Origin of the sequence: uncultured Caulobacter sp. (genome assembly GCF_947036865.1) — a bacterium.
Taxonomy (GTDB): Bacteria; Pseudomonadota; Alphaproteobacteria; order Caulobacterales; family Caulobacteraceae; genus Caulobacter.
Genome location: NZ_CAMQSF010000032.1, coordinates 25,080 through 42,379, shown reverse-complemented (window position 1 = coordinate 42,379; position 17,300 = coordinate 25,080). Strand labels below are relative to the sequence as shown.

At 68.6% G+C, this 17,300-nt stretch carries 19 protein-coding genes and 2 pseudogenes; 8 read left to right on the top strand and 13 right to left on the bottom strand.

Annotated features, from left to right (window positions below; translation table 11 throughout):
- The 5 genes and pseudogenes from Q0V34_RS15585 to Q0V34_RS15565 all read right to left on the bottom strand — a co-directional run.
- Nucleotides 1-230: pseudogene (locus Q0V34_RS15585) on the bottom strand (hypothetical protein); the annotation flags it as partial.
- 116 nt (nt 231-346) lie between these two features.
- Nucleotides 347-493 (bottom strand): hypothetical protein, encoded by a 147-nt coding sequence (locus tag Q0V34_RS15580; RefSeq protein ID WP_297513500.1) that lies wholly within the window; start codon nt 491-493, stop codon nt 347-349.
- Nucleotides 494-524: 31 nt separating this feature from the next.
- A complete protein-coding gene (locus Q0V34_RS15575) occupies nt 525-1,400 on the bottom strand; it encodes a transglutaminase family protein (protein ID WP_297513498.1) in 876 nt (291 codons plus the stop codon).
- A gap of 47 nt (nt 1,401-1,447) precedes the next feature.
- Nucleotides 1,448-2,116, bottom strand: a complete 669-nt coding sequence (locus Q0V34_RS15570) for a TetR/AcrR family transcriptional regulator (RefSeq protein WP_297513495.1) — start codon at nt 2,114-2,116, stop codon at nt 1,448-1,450.
- 132 nt (nt 2,117-2,248) lie between these two features.
- Nucleotides 2,249-3,202, bottom strand: a pseudogene (locus tag Q0V34_RS15565) (glycosyltransferase); the annotation flags it as partial.
- A 150-nt stretch (nt 3,203-3,352) separates the two neighbouring features.
- On the opposite strand from Q0V34_RS15565, the gene Q0V34_RS15560 reads away from it, so the two are divergent.
- Both Q0V34_RS15560 and Q0V34_RS15555 read left to right on the top strand, forming a co-directional pair.
- The gene (locus Q0V34_RS15560) at nt 3,353-3,691 is read left to right on the top strand and encodes a helix-turn-helix transcriptional regulator (RefSeq protein WP_297513493.1); all 339 of its coding nucleotides are present in this window, start codon (nt 3,353-3,355) and stop codon (nt 3,689-3,691) included.
- Nucleotides 3,692-3,703: 12 nt separating this feature from the next.
- Nucleotides 3,704-5,131, top strand: a complete 1,428-nt coding sequence (locus Q0V34_RS15555) for a calcium-binding protein (RefSeq protein ID WP_297513491.1) — start codon at nt 3,704-3,706, stop codon at nt 5,129-5,131.
- Here Q0V34_RS15555 and Q0V34_RS15550 read toward each other — a convergent pair.
- Nucleotides 5,128-6,306: a VWA domain-containing protein gene (locus tag Q0V34_RS15550; RefSeq protein WP_297513489.1), complete on the bottom strand. Its 1,179-nt coding sequence runs from the start codon at nt 6,304-6,306 to the stop codon at nt 5,128-5,130. The two genes, Q0V34_RS15555 and Q0V34_RS15550, sit on opposite strands and share 4 nt — an antisense overlap.
- 190 nt (nt 6,307-6,496) lie before the next feature.
- The gene (locus Q0V34_RS15545) at nt 6,497-7,009 is read right to left on the bottom strand and encodes a GNAT family N-acetyltransferase (protein WP_297513487.1); all 513 of its coding nucleotides are present in this window, start codon (nt 7,007-7,009) and stop codon (nt 6,497-6,499) included.
- 16 nt (nt 7,010-7,025) lie between these two features.
- Between Q0V34_RS15545 and Q0V34_RS15540 the strand changes: the two genes are divergently transcribed.
- From Q0V34_RS15540 to dxs, 5 genes are all read left to right on the top strand, one after another.
- A complete protein-coding gene (locus Q0V34_RS15540; RefSeq protein ID WP_297513485.1) occupies nt 7,026-7,946 on the top strand; it encodes a histone deacetylase family protein in 921 nt (306 codons plus the stop codon).
- A 39-nt stretch (nt 7,947-7,985) separates the two neighbouring features.
- Nucleotides 7,986-8,600, top strand: coding sequence for a histidine phosphatase family protein (locus tag Q0V34_RS15535; protein WP_297513483.1), 615 nt, complete (start codon nt 7,986-7,988; stop codon nt 8,598-8,600).
- Between the two features lie 97 nt (nt 8,601-8,697).
- Complete coding sequence (locus Q0V34_RS15530; protein WP_297513481.1) at nt 8,698-8,952, top strand: exodeoxyribonuclease VII small subunit; 255 nt, start codon at nt 8,698-8,700, stop codon at nt 8,950-8,952.
- A 52-nt stretch (nt 8,953-9,004) separates the two neighbouring features.
- The gene (locus tag Q0V34_RS15525) at nt 9,005-9,898 is read left to right on the top strand and encodes a polyprenyl synthetase family protein (RefSeq protein ID WP_297513479.1); all 894 of its coding nucleotides are present in this window, start codon (nt 9,005-9,007) and stop codon (nt 9,896-9,898) included.
- Between the two features lie 17 nt (nt 9,899-9,915).
- A complete protein-coding gene (dxs, locus tag Q0V34_RS15520; protein ID WP_297513478.1) occupies nt 9,916-11,856 on the top strand; it encodes a 1-deoxy-D-xylulose-5-phosphate synthase in 1,941 nt (646 codons plus the stop codon).
- Nucleotides 11,857-12,306: 450 nt separating this feature from the next.
- Here the strand turns inward: dxs and Q0V34_RS15515 are convergent, their stop codons facing one another.
- The 6 genes from Q0V34_RS15515 to flgF all read right to left on the bottom strand — a co-directional run bounded on the left by Q0V34_RS15515 (nt 12,307) and on the right by flgF (nt 16,442).
- On the bottom strand, nt 12,307-12,717 hold the full coding sequence (locus tag Q0V34_RS15515) for a hypothetical protein (RefSeq protein WP_297513476.1): 411 nt from the start codon (nt 12,715-12,717) through the stop codon (nt 12,307-12,309).
- A 76-nt stretch (nt 12,718-12,793) separates the two neighbouring features.
- Nucleotides 12,794-13,255: a hypothetical protein gene (locus tag Q0V34_RS15510; RefSeq protein WP_297513474.1), complete on the bottom strand. Its 462-nt coding sequence runs from the start codon at nt 13,253-13,255 to the stop codon at nt 12,794-12,796.
- A gap of 113 nt (nt 13,256-13,368) precedes the next feature.
- Nucleotides 13,369-14,103: a flagellar basal body L-ring protein FlgH gene (flgH, locus tag Q0V34_RS15505; RefSeq protein ID WP_297513472.1), complete on the bottom strand. Its 735-nt coding sequence runs from the start codon at nt 14,101-14,103 to the stop codon at nt 13,369-13,371.
- 14 nt (nt 14,104-14,117) lie between these two features.
- Nucleotides 14,118-14,897, bottom strand: coding sequence for a flagellar basal body P-ring formation chaperone FlgA (gene flgA, locus Q0V34_RS15500; protein ID WP_297513470.1), 780 nt, complete (start codon nt 14,895-14,897; stop codon nt 14,118-14,120).
- Nucleotides 14,898-14,901: 4 nt separating this feature from the next.
- A complete protein-coding gene (gene flgG, locus Q0V34_RS15495) occupies nt 14,902-15,690 on the bottom strand; it encodes a flagellar basal-body rod protein FlgG (RefSeq protein ID WP_297513468.1) in 789 nt (262 codons plus the stop codon).
- A gap of 14 nt (nt 15,691-15,704) precedes the next feature.
- Nucleotides 15,705-16,442, bottom strand: coding sequence for a flagellar basal-body rod protein FlgF (gene flgF, locus Q0V34_RS15490; protein ID WP_297513466.1), 738 nt, complete (start codon nt 16,440-16,442; stop codon nt 15,705-15,707).
- Nucleotides 16,443-16,668: 226 nt separating this feature from the next.
- Between flgF and fliL the strand changes: the two genes are divergently transcribed.
- Nucleotides 16,669-17,289 (top strand): flagellar basal body-associated protein FliL, encoded by a 621-nt coding sequence (fliL, locus tag Q0V34_RS15485; RefSeq protein WP_297513464.1) that lies wholly within the window; start codon nt 16,669-16,671, stop codon nt 17,287-17,289.
- Nucleotides 17,290-17,300: the final 11 nt, after the last annotated feature.

The following is a 17,300-nucleotide window of genomic DNA, read 5'->3' as shown; positions in this document are numbered from 1 at the left end:
GGCGTGGCCGCGGCTTCCGCCGAAGCGGGGGCGCGCTCGCCGCCGTAGCGGGCGGTGGCGATCGGCGCGTCCGGGTCGTCGGCGGGCGCGGCGGCGCTGGCGCCAGGGCCGCCGGCCAAGGTCAGGGTCTGGTTGAATTCCTCGGGGGCGCGAGTCGACAGGGCCGTCGCGGCGCTGACCGCCGCGAGACCGATCCCCGCCAGCAGAGTTCCGAGCGCGACGCGTCGCATGCTCGTGATGCTCCCCATACCCCTGGCGCCAAAGCTAATGGCGCCTAGCGTGCCTGTATAGCCGCCTCGCGTGACAAGCGTGGCGCCGGGCCCTGGCCGTTACGCTTTTTCACAATTCAACGACCCGGTCTGGGCTCGAACGTGCGCCGCTCCTTGAGCTTGAGGCAGACCTCGTCAGCCTTTTGACCGTGCTGGGCCTTGGGTTCGGCCTTGGGCAGGCAGAAATTGGTCATGGGGTTCTGGTGCTGGAAGCCACTGGTCATGGTCTTTCCTCCCGCGCGCTCGTCCAGCATATCACGCCGCCGCGTCGACTTCATCGGCCAGGCGCACGTCCACGGAGACGTGAAGACGCGAGGCGCCCGGATCGCCGATGATCGCGCCCGACACCGGCAAGGCCTGGGCCGGCGTGCGGGTGGCGGCGACGCGGATCAGGTCGGACGACTCGGCCAGGCCGTTCGTCGGATCGAATTCCAGCCAGCCCAGGTCCGGCAGGAACACCTCGCACCAAGCGTGGGTGGCCCCCGAACCCCGGATCTCGCCGCCAGGGGAGTGGATGTAGCCGGTGGCGAACAGCGCCGCGTAGCCGAGGCGGCGCAGGCTCTCGACCATCAGCCACGCGAGGTCGCGGCAGGCGCCGCCGCGGTTCAGCAGGGTCTCGACCGGCGTCTGGACGCCTTCTTCCTCGCGGGCGCGGTATGCGAACCCCTCATGGATCAGGCGGTTGAGGCGCAGCAGGAAGGCGAGGGCGGACTCGTCGCGACCGCCGTCCAGCTCCCGCAGCCAACGCAGCAGGATGGCCTCGGGATCGTCGGTGGCCGGCGCGATGAACGGCTCCAGCGTGAAGCGGTCCTCGGCGGCGTAGATGATCGGGGTGAGGGTGTGCGGATCCTCGATGCGCGGCGGCGCCAGCGGGGCCGGATAGCGGTCGATCAGCAACTCGCTGGCCACCCGCATGGAGTCGGCCTCGCCCTCGGGCTGATAGACGCAGACGCAATTGCCGTTGGCGTCGTAGCTCCACCGCGTCTCGCCGGCCGGGAAAAGGGTCAAGGACGCCTCGACGATACGCAGGCCATGGCTGTCGCGCGGGCGGATGATCAGCCGCTGGGGGCCGAACCGCACCGGGCGTTCGTAGACGTACCGTGTCTCGTGGAAAATGCGCAGCCGTCCCATGCCCTGGCGCTAACGCGCCGGAGCCTGGGCGGTTGCGGGCTTGGGCTCTAGGCGCGGAAGCCCGCCTCGGCGAAGGCCAGCATGCGGTTCAGCAGGGCCACGACGTCGGCCTCGCTGGTCTGGCCCTCGGACAGCACGTTCAGGCGGTCGAACTCGGCGAAGCGGTTGTTGTGCAGCATGCCCAGCGTGAAGTGCAGCCGCCAGTAGACCTCTTCCGGCGACAGGTCCGGGCGGGCGCGCAGCAGGGCGTCGGAGAAGCGGCGCAGGTGCGAGACGTCGGTCTTCAGCACCTGGCGAATCTCGTCCGTGCCCTCGCTGCGGGCGCGGATCAGGAACTGCAGCGAAATGCGCCGCTCGTGGTCGGGCGCCAGCCAGCGCAGCGGTGGGGTCAGCAGGGCGGCCAGGATCTCGCGCAGCGGCGGCGAGCCGGCGTTCCGGTCGTTGGCCTCGTGCAGCATCTTGGCCCGCTCGCGGTTGAGCTCGGCCGTGCGCCGCTTGAAGATCTCGAACAGCAACGCGTCCTTCGATCCGAAGTGATAGTTCACCGAGGCCAGGTTGACGCCCGCGGCGGCGGTGATGTCGCGCACCGAGACGTTCTGGAAGCCGTGCAGCGCGAACAGGCGCTCTGCGGCGACGAAGACCAGGTTCTTGGTGGCGGCTTCGGTCTCGGCGGTCTCGGCTTCGTGCGAAGCGGCGCCGTCGGTGGTCGGACTCACTACTTATTCCCCTTTACCCACGGGGAAGTCTTACGGGCGTTCGAATTTGGCGCAAGCGTCAACATCGCCGGGATGCGCCCAAACGGCGGATGTTTGCCCCCTTCGCGGGGAAAATGGCGGCGCTGGCGCTTTGATCGGCAGGCTGACGGTTCGGGCGGTGCGCGCCGATCGTCCGCCGCTCAGTTGGCGCAGCAGCGGGCGGGCCAACGCGGCGCCGAGGATCAGCGGCGCCACCATCAGGACGAGCGCCTTGCGCGACGCGCCGTCGGCTCGCTTGAGGAAGTATCGGATCAGGCCACGCCCCTTGTGCCATTCGATCACGAGCGGGCTCTTCCGACTGGTCGAGCCGAGGTGGACGACGCGCGCGTGCGGCTGGAACAGAACGCTTCCGCCCTGGCGACGAGCCCGCCAGCACAGGTCGATGTCTTCGACGTGCAGGAAGAAGCCTTCGTCGAAGCCGCCCAGGCGGGCGAAGTCGGCCGCCGACATGTAGAAGCAGGCGCCCGAGATGGTGGGGGTATCCACCGGGTGCGAAGGGGGAGCTTCGCGTTCCCGGTGGATCTCGAAGCGGCGCAGCGGGGGCAGGGTGGCGCTAAGCTTCGAGAGGGTGAGCAGGGTCGTGACGGGCGTGATCTCGCCGCGCCGCGCGCCCCGCTGTTCCGTGCCGTCGGTGTCGAACACCCGCGCCCCGACCACGCAGGGCGATGGACGGTCGCGCGCGGCGTCCACCAGCGCTTCGACCGCGCCGGGGGCGAGAAAGGCGTCGGGATTGAGGAAGACCAGATGCCGGCCCCTGGCCGCCGCCGCGCCCAGATTGGCCGCGCGGGCGAAGCCGATATTGCCCAGCCCCTGAAACAGGCGCACGCGCGGCTCGCGGCGCGCCAGATCGCGCAGCCAGGCCGCGTCCGCCCAGGAAGAGCCATTATCGACGATGATGAACTCGTCGACCGCCGGCTCGGCCAGCACGTGACGCACGCTTTCCATCAGCGCGGGTCCGGTCATGAAGACGACCATGACCAGGGACAGGCGCGGGGCGGCCAGACCGGGGGCGACGGGCGCGGCGATGGGGTCGTGCGAGCGGTACATTATGGATGCATTCGAACTAGTTTCATTAAAACTGTATATGCGATGACGCCGTGTCGCAAGGGCCGCGCGTCTCAAGCGAGTGTTGCGTTTTTACACAATGTGTAACAACTAGGGCCGCGGCCCGCGAACGGGCGCGAAAGCGGCTAGGCCATGTCACGAACGGCGATGAATCCCGCCAAGGCGGCGCTCACCAAGTCCCTCCGTCGCGAGGCGGGGCGGTGGCTCAAGGCAGCGCGCGAGGCCGCGGGCCTGACCCAGGCCGAATTGGCCGAGAAGACGGGGCTGCGCTACTACACCTTCGTCTCGCAGGTGGAGAACGGCCTGGGGCGCGTGCCGATCGAGGCGCAGGCCGTCTGGGCCGAGAGCCTGGGCCTGGACCCGACCCAGTTCGCCCGCACGCTGCTGCGCTATTACGAGCCCGAGCTGCATCGCCTGTTGTTCGACGGCGAGGCCGAACCGGTGGTCGCCGATCGCGCGGCGCGGGCCTGATCGAGCCGCGCCATGGGTGAGATCCTGGCCTTCAACCCCAAGCCGCTCGGCGGAGACTGGTCTCCCAACGAACGGGGCTTGCTGGCGCTGTTGACCCGGCAGCTGGCCGAAAGCTACGGGGCGGTCGACGGCGTCTTCGGCAAGACGGATTCGGGCGATCCCTGGTACGTCGTGACCGACGCCAACCAGGACGTCCTGGTGCACATCGCCCGGATCGACGGTCAGTTCGTGGTCCACGACGCGGCCGTCGACATGTACCATCAGGTCAGCAGCCTCTGGGGCGCGCTGCGCCAGGTGTTGTCCTCCGGCGCGCCGCAGGAGGCGGGGTCGGTCGTCGTGGCGTTCAATCCGTCCAGCCGAGAAGCCCAGTCGTTCCTGTCGCTGGTGATCGCCGTCGGCCTTTATCTCGAGCTGCGCGGACCGGATCCCGGCGAGGCCGGCCGTCTGAATTTCGAAACCCTGCCGCACGTCGACGATCTGGTCGTCGAAGACCTGAGCTCGAAGCTGATCGCCGCGCTGAGCGTCGAGGCCGGTCGCGTCCAAGGCCACGTCGCGGGGCCGACCGCCGCGCCCGTCGCGAGCCCGCCGGCCGAGGCCCCGCAGAAGACGACGAGCCTTCAGAGCGCGCCACAGGCGCCGCCGCCGCCGCCGGCCGACGCGCTGCCGGTCGTCCATATCACCCCGGTCGCGCCGGCCGCCGCGCCCGCCAAGCTGGCCTCCGAGGATGCGCGCGCGCCGGTCCAGGAGCCGGCGCCGGAAGGGCGGTATGAACTGCCGATTTCCGGTCCGGCCTTCGCGTCGACGGGCTTGGCCAGCGCCAAGGCCACGATCTCGGGCACGGTCGGCAACGACGTCCTGGTCGGCGGCCCCACCGGCGAGGTCATCGCCGGCGGGCCGGGCAACGACTATATCGACGGCGGCGGCGCCGGTAAGGGCGAGGTCGATCGGATCGACGGCGGCGCGGGCGACGATCGCATCGTCATGAACGCGCGGGTCGTGGCCTCCGGCAGCGCCGGCGCGGACACCTTCCTGGTCTCGGCCAAGCCGCCGGCGACCCCCGCCGACGCGCTGCTGGGCGTCGTTCTCGACTACTCGGCCGCCAAGGGCGACCACCTGGCGGTGCAGGGGCAGGGCCATCTGACCGTGGTCAACACCGCCAACGTGGCGGATGTTCTGGCCGCGCAAGGCCACGCCCTGGGCGAGGGCAGCACCGCCGCGGCGGCGGGGATCGGGCAGATCGTCAGCGGCGCGCGCGTGGGCTTCGACATCGACGGCGACGGGCGCGAGGACGTCTTCATCCTGCTGGGCGGCGCCGTGGCCGGAACCTTCAAGGTCGGAACCACGATCGCCAACGATCACGACCCTACGCCGCCGGTGCCGCTGGTCGGCCAGCCCAGCGCCGACGTGGGCCACGTCGGCGAGACGCCGCCGCGGTTCTAACCCCGCACGAGCTCGCGCATTGCCTTGTCCAGGCCTTCGAGGGTCAGCGGGTACATGCGGTTCGACAGGATCTGCTTCATCACGCCGATCGACTGGGTGTAGTCCCAATGCCGCTCGGGCGTCGGGTTCAGCCAGACGCAGCTCTGATAGATGTCGGTGACCCGCTGCATCCAGATCGCGCCGGGCTCCTCGTTCCAGTGCTCGACGCTGCCGCCCGGATAGGTGATCTCGTAGGGGCTCATGGTCGCGTCGCCGACGAAGATCACCTTGTAGTCGGCCGGGAACTTGTGCAGCACGTCGAAGGTCGGGATCTTCTCGGTGTGACGGCGCTTATTGTCCTTCCAGACCGCCTCGTAGAGGCAGTTGTGGAAGTAGTAGAATTCCAGGTTCTTGAACTCGGTCTTGGCGGCGCTGAACAGCTCCTCGCAGAGCTTGATGTGGCCGTCCATCGAGCCGCCGATGTCGAAGAAGATCAGCACCTTGATGGCGTTGCGGCGCTCGGGCCGCAGCTGGATGTCCAGATAGCCCTTCTCGGCCGTGCCCTTGATCGTGCCGGGCAGATCCAGCTCTTCGGCCGCGCCGGTGCGGGCGAACTTGCGCAGGCGGCGTAGGGCGACCTTGATGTTGCGGGTGCCGAGTTCGACGCTGTCGTCGAGGTTCTTGTACTCGCGCTTGTCCCAGACCTTAACCGCGCGGCCGTGGCGGCTCTTGTCCTGGCCGATCCGGACGCCCTCGGGATTGTAGCCGTTGTTGCCGAACGGCGAGGTGCCGCCCGAACCGATCATCTTGTTTCCGCCCTCGTGGCGCTTCTTCTGCTCGCGCAGGCGCTCCTGCAGGGTCTCCATCAGCTTCTCGAAGCCGCCCATGGCCTCGATCTGGGCCTTTTCCTCGTCGGTCAGGAACTTCTCGGTCAGGGCCTTCAGCCATTCCTCGGGAATGTCGGCGGCGAGACCCTCGTTGACGGTCTCCAAGCCCTTGAAGACGTGGCCGAACACCCGGTCGAACTTGTCGAGGTTCTTCTCGTCCTTCACCAGACTGGCGCGCGACAGGAAGTAGAAGTCCTCGACCGTGCGGTCGATGACGTCCTTGTCCAGGGCCTCCATCAGCAGGAGGTATTCGCGCAGGGACACCGGCACCTTGGCCTGGCGGAGCTCGGAGAAGAAGCGAAGGAACATCGGCGCGGCTTTCGAACAGATGTTCGGATTGTGTAGGGGATCGCGAGCCGACGCAATCCAATCCTCCCCCCAGGGGGGAGGCGGCGCGAAGCGTCGGAGGGGCAAGCCCCGCGGACCTTGCCTCTTCCCCCTCCGTCACCGCTTCGCGTCGACACCTCCCCCACTGGGGAGAGGAGATTTCGCGCGGCCCTCAGCCCCGCCGCAGGATGAACTCCAGGTCCCGCGTCTCGCCAACGGGGAAGTGGTATTCACCCACCTTCTCGAAGCCCAGGCGACCATACAGCCTCTGCGCCCCGTAATTCTCCGACCAGACGCCGATCCAGATCCGGCGGGGCCCCAGCCAGTCCAGCGCGGTCTCCAGCAGCCGCGAGCCCCGGCCGCCGCCCTGATGCGACTTCAGCACATAGATCCGCTTGAGCTCGCCATCGCCCGGCGCGACCTCGTCGTGCGGCAGGTCGCAAGGGCCGGCGAGGGCGTAGCCGATCGCCTCGCCGTCCTCGTCCTCCAGCAGCCAGGTGGCCTTGTCCGGATGGGCCAGATCGTTCCGCGTTCGCTCCAGGCCGTAGGCATAGGCCAGGAAGGTCTCCAGATCCTCGGTCGGATAGAGGTGAGCGAAAGTCTCGGTGAAGGTCCGCGCGCCCAGGCTGGACACGGTGTCGGCGTCGTCGATCGTGGCGCGGCGGATGGTCGTGGCGTCGTGCAAGGTCTAGAACCCCCTGATGGCTCTGGCGCTGTACACCCATCTGGACATGCTCGACCACCAGCCCGGCGACGGGCACGTGGAGAGTCCCGCGCGGCTGCGGGCGGTGCTGGACGCGCTGGACGACGATCCGAACCTGGCTCTCGACCCTCGCGAGGCGCCTCTGGTGGCGGTCGAGGATCTGCTGCGGACTCATCCGAAGGCCTATGTCGAGGCGGTGTTCGACGCCGCCCCGGCGGCCGGCCGCGTGGCGCTGGATCCCGACACGGTGATGTCGCCCGGCAGCCTGGCCGCCGCGCGCCGCGCCGCCGGGGCCAGCGTCGCGGCGGTCCGGGCCGTGGCGGTGGGCGAGCTCGAGCGCGCCTTCTGCGCCGTTCGACCGCCGGGTCACCACGCCGAGCCGAGCGTGGCCATGGGCTTTTGCCTGTTCTCCAGCGTCGCCGTCGCCGCCCGCGCGGCCCAGGCGGCGGGGCTGAAGCGGGTGGCTATCGTCGACTTCGACGTCCACCACGGCAACGGGACCCAGGCGGTGTTCGAGCATGATCCGACGGTGCTGGTCGCCTCGATCCACCAGTCGCCGCTCTATCCCGGCACCGGCGATCCGTCGGAGACGGGCCTCGGCAATATCATCAACGCCACCGTGGCGCCGCACGCGCCGCGCGAGGTCTGGCGGTCGCGATTCGAGGGCCTGCTGGACAAGGTCGACGCCTTCGCGCCCGAGCTGGTGATCGTCTCGGCCGGCTTCGACGCCCACGCGCGCGATCCGCTGTCGGCCCAGAGCCTGGACGAGGACGATTTCGCCTGGGCGACCCGGGCGATCGTTTCGGTCGCGAACGCGCGGGCCAAGGGCCGGGTTGTGTCGTCGCTCGAGGGCGGTTACGACCTCCAGGCGCTCGGGCGGTCCGCCGCCGCGCATGTTCGCGCTCTGCAGGAGGGGTGAGGGCGGGGCGGCCAAGCGGCCGAACGGCTCTTCGACAAGATGGCCGACGTCACGACCGCCGACCCATCGTCTCCGCCCGCCCGGTCGGGGACCATCACCCTGGCTCGCCACGGCGAACCGGCCCTGTCGCGCGATCTCACGCTGAACGCGCCCGAATACGGCGACTGGTGGGCGCGCTACGAGGTCGGCGGGCTCAAGGCCGGGCAGACGCCGCCCGACGATCTGATCCGGATCGCCCGCGAGGCCGGCGTGATCATCGCCTCGACCCGCCGACGCGCGATCGAGACCGCCCAGGCGGTGGTCGGCGACCGCGCCTTCGCCACCGACGAGATCCTGATCGAGGCGCCGCTGCCGCCGCCGCCCTGGCCGCCGTGGATTCGTATGTCGCCGAAGCGCCTGGGCTTCTTCTCGCGGTTCTGGTGGTGGTTCTTCGACCATCACGGCGGGCAGGAGACCCGCGCCCAGGCCGAGGTCCGGGCCGGCCAGGCCGCCGACCGGCTGATCGCGCTGGCCGATCAGGGCCAGGACGTTCTGGTGCTGGCGCACGGCTTCTTCAACTGGATGATCGCCAACGCCCTGAAGCGGCGCGGCCTGACCCAGCTGCTTGATCAGGGTCATGGCTATTGGAGCCTCAAACGCTTCCGTCGCGTCTGATCCGCAAAGCCTCTTCCCTTAACCACGCCCAGGCTCTAGGCCGTTGCTCGCGCCGGCCGTCGCCACTAGGCTGACCGGCGTTCACCTGAGAGTTGAAATGACCGAAGCCGCGACCATTCCCGCCGACATCGCCGCCCTCAGCTTCGAGGAAGCCCTGGCGCAGCTGGAGCGGATCGTCCAGGAGCTGGAGTCCGGCCAGGCGGCGCTGGAGCGCTCGATCGACATCTACGAGCGCGGCGCGGCCCTGAAGGCGCACTGCGAGAAGAAGCTGGAGGCCGCGCGGCTGAAGGTCGAGAAGATCGTCCTGGGCCAAGGGGGCGCCGTCTCCGCCGAACCGGCCGAGTTCAACTGATGGCGGCGGCTAGCCCCAGGACGGCCGCGTGCAAGGCCGGGGAGCGAGGCGCTTGAACGACGCCGACGACCTTTCGCGGCGGATCGTCCAGGCCGCCGACATCGTCACCGTGGCGCTGGACGAGCTGCTGCCGCGCGCCGACGGCCCCGAGACGCGCCTGACCGAGGCCATGCGCTACGCCGCGCTAGGCCCCGGCAAGCGGCTGCGGCCGTTCTTCGCGCTTGAAACCGGCAAGATGTTCGACCTGCCCGAGCGGCCGGTGCTGCGGGCGGCGTGCGCGCTGGAGTGCATCCACGCCTACAGCCTGGTGCACGATGACCTGCCGGCCATGGACGACGACGACATGCGGCGTGGCCGGCCGACCGTGCACAAGCAATACGACGAAGCCACCGCGATCCTGGCCGGCGACGCGCTGCAGACGGCGGCCTTCGAGATCATGGCCCACCCCGACACCCACGACGACGGCCACGTGCGCTCGGAACTGGTGCGCAAGCTGGCGATCGCCTCGGGCGCCAAGGGCATGGCCGGCGGCCAGATGATCGACATTCTGGGAGTCCGCGACGACCTGGGCGCGGTGGCGCGGATGCAGCGCCTGAAGACCGGCGCCCTGATCGCCTTCGCCTTCGAGATCCCGCTGATCATCGCCCGCGCCAAGGAGGCCGAGCGCGCCGCCCTGATGGCCTTCGCCCAGGACCTGGGCCTGGCCTACCAGATCGTCGACGACATCCTCGACGCCGAGGGCGACGAAGCGATGCTGGGCAAGGCCGCCGGCGGCAAGGACGCCGCCAAGGGCAAGGCCAACTACGTCACCCTGCTGGGACTCGACGCGGCCAAGGAGCGCGTGGCGCTTTTGGCGGCCCAGACGCGTTCCCATCTCGATATCTTTGGCGAAAGGGCCGAACATCTGCGCGCGAGCGTCGATTTCGTGCTGGACCGCCGCAACTGACCGCGCTTTCTTCCGACATGTCCTCCAAAACACCCCTGCTCGACACCATCGCCTCGCCGGCGGATACGCGCGGCCTCTCGATCGCCGAGCTGAAACAGCTGGCCGCCGAGGTGCGCGCCGAGACGATCGACGCCGTTTCGGTGACGGGCGGGCACCTGGGCGCGGGCCTGGGCGTGGTCGAGCTGACCGTGGCCCTGCACCACGTGTTCGAGACGCCCAAGGACATTCTGATCTGGGACGTCGGCCACCAGGCCTATCCGCACAAGATCCTGACCGGCCGCCGCGACCGCATCCGCACCCTGCGCCAGGGCGGCGGGCTGTCGGGCTTCACCAAGCGGGCCGAGAGCGAATACGACCCATTCGGCGCGGCCCACGCGGCGACCTCGATCTCGGCGGCCCTGGGCTTCTGCGCCGCGCGCGACGCCCGCGTGGCGGCCGGCGGCGAGGACAACAACGTCATCGCCGTGATCGGCGACGGCTCGCTGGGCGCGGGCATGGCCTATGAGGCGATGAACGCGGCGACCGACACCACCAAGCGCCTGATCGTCATCCTGAACGACAACGACATGTCGATCGCCCCGCCGGTGGGCGGCATGAGCGCCTATCTGGCCAATCTGGTCTCGGGCGGCGCCTATCGCTCGGTGCGCAAGCTGGGCAAGACCGTCGTCGAGAACCTGCCGCTGCCGACCCCGATGCGCGAGGCGGCTCGCAAGGCCGAGGAATACGCCCGCGGCATGGTCACCGGCGGCACCTTCTTCGAGGAGCTGGGCTTCTATTACATCGGCCCGATCGACGGCCACGACATGGACGCCCTGGTCAGCGTGCTGAAGAACGCCAAGGCGTTCGAGGACAAGCCGGTGCTGGTCCATTGCGTGACCCAGAAGGGCAAGGGCTACGCCCCGGCCGAGGGCGCGGCCGACAAGCTGCACGCGGTGGTCAAGTTCGACGTGGTCACCGGCCAGCAGCAGAAGGCCGCCGGCGGCCCGCCGAGCTACACCAAGGTCTTCGCCCAGGAACTGATCGCGCAGGCCAGGAAGGACGACAAGATCGTCGCCATCACCGCCGCCATGCCCTCGGGCACGGGCCTGGACCTGTTCCAGAAGGCCTTCCCCGAGCGGACCTTCGACGTCGGCATCGCCGAGCAGCACGCGGTGACCTTCGCGGCGGGCCTCGCGGCCGACGGCATGAAGCCGTTCGCGGCGATCTATTCGACCTTCCTGCAGCGCGGCTACGACCAGGTGGTGCATGACGTGGCCATCCAGGGCCTGCCGGTGCGCTTCGCCATGGACCGGGCGGGCCTAGTCGGCGCCGACGGCCCCACCCACGCCGGCAGCTTCGACATCGGCTTCATGGGGGCGCTGCCCGGCATGGTGCTGATGGCCGCCGCCGACGAGGTGGAACTGGCCCGCATGGTCGCCACCGCCGCCGCCATCGACGACCGCCCCAGCGCCTTCCGCTATCCGCGCGGCGAGGGCCTGGGTCTGGAGATGCCGGCAAGCATCGACCCGCTGGAGATCGGCAAGGGCCGCATCGTCCGAGAAGGGACCAGCGTCGCCATCGTCTCGTTCGGCACGCGCCTGTCCGAAAGCCTGAAGGCCGCCGACTTGCTGGCCGCGCGCGGCCTGTCGGCCACCGTCTGCGACGCCCGCTTCGCCAAGCCGCTCGACATCGACCTCCTCCTGCGCCTGGCGCGCGAGCACGAGGCGATCGTGACGGTGGAGGAGGGGGCGATGGGCGGCTTCGGCGGCTTCGTGCTGCAGGCCCTGGCCCAGCATGGCGCTCTGGATCGCGGTCTGAAGGTCCGCACCCTGTGCCTGCCCGACATCTTCCAGGACCAGGACAAGCCCGACGCCATGTACGCCCAGGCGGGTCTCGACGCCGAGGGCATCCTGCGCGGCGCGCTAGCGGCGCTGGGCATGGACAATGTCACCGCGGCGGGGGCCGGGCGGCGGGCTTAGGGGTGGCCGAGAGGGGGATTGGCTTCCCGAGAGCGGTGTGAAGGGCGGGTTTCTGAAGGGGGGCGAGGCTGCTCACGGCCCCTAGCGGCCTATGTGGCGATGACGGCCATGACCACAACGAACGTCAGGACAGAAAGCCACAGCAACCCGATTGGCATTATTACAAGCCAAGCGACGCGCCGAAGTATTGTGCCTTGGAATCTCTTGGGATCGAGCGAGCGATAGACAGTTCACCCGGTCGGTAGGCTGGTTCGAACTTCACCCGATCGCCGGGCTTTCAAAAACGTCGGCGACGCCGTTTATCCAAGCGCCAGCCAACGATCCAAAAAGCAAAAGCATAAAAGCTGCATGGAGGATGGAAGTCAGGCAATCCATGACGGTTAGCTTAGCAACAACGTGGCCGCCTTCCATCCATGGTAGACGTGCAGCTCGATCTCTTGAATGAGTTTCTCAGCCGCATTTTGACGCGAACCTGTGTGGGATGCGCGCGAGGTTTCCGGTGCGAATGGCGTAGGCGCCGTTAGCCGGCGTGAGGACAAGCCAAAGGTCGACGTCTTCACGCAACTGACCATGCGAAAACCCGCTCACCGGAACAACCCGACGGGTTTCTTTGCCCCGAAGCACGCGCTTAATCCTGAGCTGCATATCATACCGGTCGTGGCCGAGCACATCGCCGCCACTGGTTAGGTCTGCATATGCGACTGTCTTGACGCGCCCGACGACGACAACCTCACCGCATCCATAAGCGACCGGCTCATTGCCGTCCGGCGTGCTGGCGTTACCTGCTCCGACAAGGACCGGCAGGATGAACACCAGGAGGGCGAGGGAGATCGTCTTCACGTGCCGGAGGTTAGAGGACACGACGTCTCCGTTCTACCCTTCTCAGACCTTCATCCGTTCGCCATCCCGCGCTTCTTTGTGCGCGGGATGACGGTTTCTAAACGCCGCACGCCCTGAAGAACGCCCGCACGCGTCCGCGATCCACACCGTCCGCCGTCAGGCCGTGCCGCTCGCCTTGGGTCACCAAGGTCAGCTCGCCCGAGCGTTTGAACGCCGCCAGGGCCGGGGCGCTGGCCTTGCCGTGGGCTTCAAGGTGACCGGTCTCGCTCATCTCGTCCTCTACATGCGCGCCGGGGAAGCGGCTCTCGATCCGGCCGGACGCCAGGACCAGCTCCTTGCCGGGGGCTTCGGCCCAGACGCTCACCTGGTCCCGACCCGGCTGACAGGTGAACATCAGCACCACGTCGTCGCTGTCCGGACGGCCATAGGCGAGGCGGGGGCCCTCCGCGCCCGCTTCCAGATAGGCCCAGTGGTAGCCGTCGAGGCCCGCCTTCTCGTGCGCGCAGCCCGCCAGCAGCGCGGCGAAACCCAAGGCGGCGAAGGCGATGCGGCGTTTCATGACGGCCCCTCCTTCCCCGATCAACGCCGGACGAAGCTGAACGGCTCCTGAAACGGAACGGGCGCGGAAGCCTCGCGGCCGCCGCGCCCGAAGGTCTTGGATGTCTCGCGCGTTCAGAACGGCGAGAACTTCTCGACCAGCGACTGGCCGGCCGGGGTCTTCTGGACGCGGCTGATGTCGCCTCGGCCGCCGTAGCTGATACGGGCCTCGGCGATCTGGGTGTGCTTGATGGTGTTGGCGGCCGAGATGTCCTCGGGGCGCACGATGCCGGCGACGGTCAGCTGGCGCAGCTCGGCGTTGGTGCGGACCTCCTGGGTGCCCTGGATGACCATGTTGCCGTTCGGCAGGACCTGGCTGACCACGGCGGCGATGGTCAGGCTTATCTTTTCCGACCGCTGGACGCTGCCGGCGCCGGCGTTGGTGGTTGCCGACTTGGTCTCCAGCGCGTTGGCCGGGTCGAACGCGCCCGGCAGGATCTTGCCCAGGCTGGACTCCAGGCCCAGGAAGTGCGGCACGCCGGCCTTGGTGGTCGAGGTCCGCGAGGAGTCGGTCTGGTTCTTGGTGTTGGCGCTGTCGTCGATGTCGATCATGACGGTCAGGATGTCGCCCACGCGGCTGGCCCGCTGATCCTTGAAGAAGGCGCGGGCGCCGACCCGCCACAGCGAGTTGGCGGACGCCGCCTGCGGGGCCGGCTCGCGGGCGGAGACATATTGCTGCTGCATGGGGGCCAGCTCGGCCGGATAGCCGACGGGCGCCAGTTGCGGGCCCTTCACGGCCTCGGTGACGGTGGAGCAGGCGGCCAGCGGGGCCAGCAGGACGGCGGCGGCGAGGACGACGGGGCGACGCATGGGCGGAATACCTCTTAGCGGGCGGCGAAACGGAGGGGTTGGGAGCGGGCCTGCAGCGCCAGGGCGCGCGGGCCGACGGCGGCGGTTCCAGGGCCGGTGGCGACCGCCTGGATGATCTTGTTGGACAGGGTGTTCTGGACGGTGAAGACCTCGCCCGCGGCGGCGGCGGTCATGGCCTTGGCCTGCAGCGCCAGGGAAATCCCGCCGTCGTCATAGGTGACGGTGATCAGATCGCCGGCCTTGATGACCTGGGCGGCGGCGACGTCGCGGGTGGAGACGGCGGCCCCCTCGCGCAGGGGGCGCTTGGCGGCCATGCCGATCACCGCGTCGGCGTCGCGCGGCGCGTCGACCGGCGCGCCGGCCATCTTCACATAGACCAGGTCCTGCGGCTGGACGATTTCGCCGGCCGCGAGGCTGCGGGCATAGGCAAGAACTTCCACATTGCCGCGCGGGGCGCTGGCCTGGACGGCGCCGTTGGCCGAGACGCCGCCGTTGTCGACGCCCTCGCGCACGATGATGCGGCGGATGCCGTTGGCGTTGTTCCAGTCGAACCCGGCGCGGCGGGCGGACATCTGCACCTGGCTGGCGTCGAGCACCGCGGTCGGGCCGACTCGGGCGGCGATCACCAGATTGGCGGCGGGGCCGCTGACGCCGTCGAACAGATCTCCCAGGGTGATGCGACCATCGGCGTCGGTGGTGTCGAGCCGCAGGGTGACCGGCGTCCCGGCGAAGGCGGGAGCCGAGAGCGCGGTGACGACCAGGGTCGCGGCGGCGGCGAGGAGCAGGGATCTCATCGGCTTACGACCTCATCTGCGAGGTGGTCTGCAGCATCTGATCGGCCGTGGTGATCACCTTCGAGTTCATCTCGTAGGCGCGCTGGGCGGTGATCAGGGCGGTGATTTCCGAGACGGCGTCGACGTTCGAGGCCTCGGTGTAGTGCTGCAGCAGCATGCCAAAGCCCGGCTGGCCCGGGGCGGCGAGGTTGGCCGCGCCCGAGGCCGCGGTCTCCAGGAACATGTTGTCGCCGATCGCCTCGAGCCCGCCCTCGTTCATGAAGTTGGCCAGCTGGATCTGGCCCACGGTCTGCGGCGCGGTCTGGCCGTCCAGCTTGACCTGCACCAGGCCGGTCTTGCTGATCGTGATGTCGGTGGCGTTCTGCGGGATCGTGATGCCCGGCTGGACGGTGTAGCCGTCCTCGGTGACGATCTGGCCCTGTTCGTTGGTCGAGAAGTTGCCGGCCCGGGTGTAGGCGGTCTCGCCCGAGGGCAGCAGGATCGGCAGATAGCCCTTGCCCTGGATCGCGACGTCCAGCGGGTTGTCGGTCAGGGTGGGGGTGCCCTGTTCGGTGATCCGATAGGTCGAACCGGCCTTGACGCCGCCGCCGACCTGCACGCCCGTCGGCACGATGTTGCCGTTGCTGGACGACTGCGAGCCGGCGCGCTCGATGGTCTGGTACAGCAGGTCCTGGAACTCGGCCCGCTGACGCTTGAAGCCAACGGTGTTCATGTTGGCGATGTTGTTCGAGATGACTTCGACGTTCAGCTGCTGAGCAGCCATGCCCGAAGCGGCGGTGCGGAGAGCTTGCATCGGCTAGCGTTCCCTTAGTTCAGCTTGCCCAGGCGCTCGACGGCGCTGCGCGAGAGTTCGGCGGTGTTGTCCATCATCTTGGCCACGCCCTCGTAGGCGCGCTGGATCTCGATCAGCTTGGTGATCTCGAGGACCGAGTTGACGTTGGAGGCCTCCAGCATGCCCTGCTGGACCTGCGCGTCCTGGACGGGCTGCAGGCTGGTGTTGGCGGTGTTGCGGTAGAGGTTGTCGCCGTCCTTGGCCAGGCTGGACAGGTCGTCGGGGCGGACCACGGCGATCTTGCCGACCCGGACCGCGCCCTGGCTGACCGTGCCGTCCTTGCCGATGTGCACCGGCCCGAGCGTGGGATCGATGGTGATCTGGCCGCCGCCCTCGTCGAGCACCTGGTTGCCCGCCTGGGTGACCAGCACGCCTTCCTGGTTGGTCGTGAAGCGTCCGTCGCGGGTGTAGCGCTCGCCGCCGGCCGTCTGGACCTTGAAGAAGCCCTTGCCTTCGATGGCGAGGTCGAAATCGCCGCCGGTCTTGGTCAGGGCGCCCTGGCTGAAGTCGCGGGCCACGCCCGAGTCGAGCACGAACTTGACCGGCGCGGCGCCGTCGAGGGTCTTGGCCGGCTTGGCCTGCTCGGTGCGGACCATCAGGTCCTCGACCTTGAAGCCGGTGGTGTTGGCGTTGGCGACGTTGTTGGCCACGATGTCGAGCTGGCGGCGCAGCGTCATCTGACGCGAGAGGCCGACGTAGAGCGCGTTGTCCATGGCGAGTTAACTCGGGCGGCTGGCGCGACAATTGCGCCGAACCTCCTGAAGCAACCTTCGTGCCAGGCCGAAAAGTTCCGATAAATCAGAGAATAGGAAGGTTAACGCGGGGTGGTGGGTCGGAGTCTGCCGGGCAGATTCAGCCTGCGACCAAATGGCCGGCAAAACACATCGTTAACCATGCCTCGCGCATGAGTACGGGTATAGATTCCAAGGAACCGCGCGCGTGGCCAACAAACCCGAGAAGGAAGCTCCCGCTCCCGAAGGCGAAGAGGGCGCCGAGGGCGAAGCTCCGGCGAAGAAGAAGCCTCCGATCCTGATCATCGCGATCGCCGCGGGCGTGCTCGTCCTGGGCGGCGGCGGGGCCACGGCCTTCTTCCTTCTGAAGCCGAAGCCGGCCGCCGAGGCGGGCGAGCACGGCAAGGAAAAGAAGGAAAAGAAGAAGGAAAAGAAAGAAGAAAAGGGCGGCGAGAAGAAGGGCGAGGGCAAGGACGCCGCGGCCGGCGGCGCCGGCGTGCCGACGATCAAGGAAGGCCCCGACGGCGTGGTCTTCTACACCCTGCCCGACATCGTCGTGAACATGCAGACGGCCGACGGCAAGTCGACCTTCCTGAAGCTGAAGTTGACGTTCGAGCTGCCCGACCAGGATACGGCCGACGCGCTGACGCCGAATCTGCCCAGGCTGCAGGACATGTTCCAGACCTTCCTTCGCGAACTGCGCCCCGAGGACCTGAACGGCTCGCAAGGCACCTACCAGCTGCGGGTCGAGCTGCTGCGCCGGGTGAACCTGGTCGCCGCGCCGGCCAAGGTGAACGCGGTGCTCATCGAGGAGATGCTGATCAACTAAGCCCTCGGGCG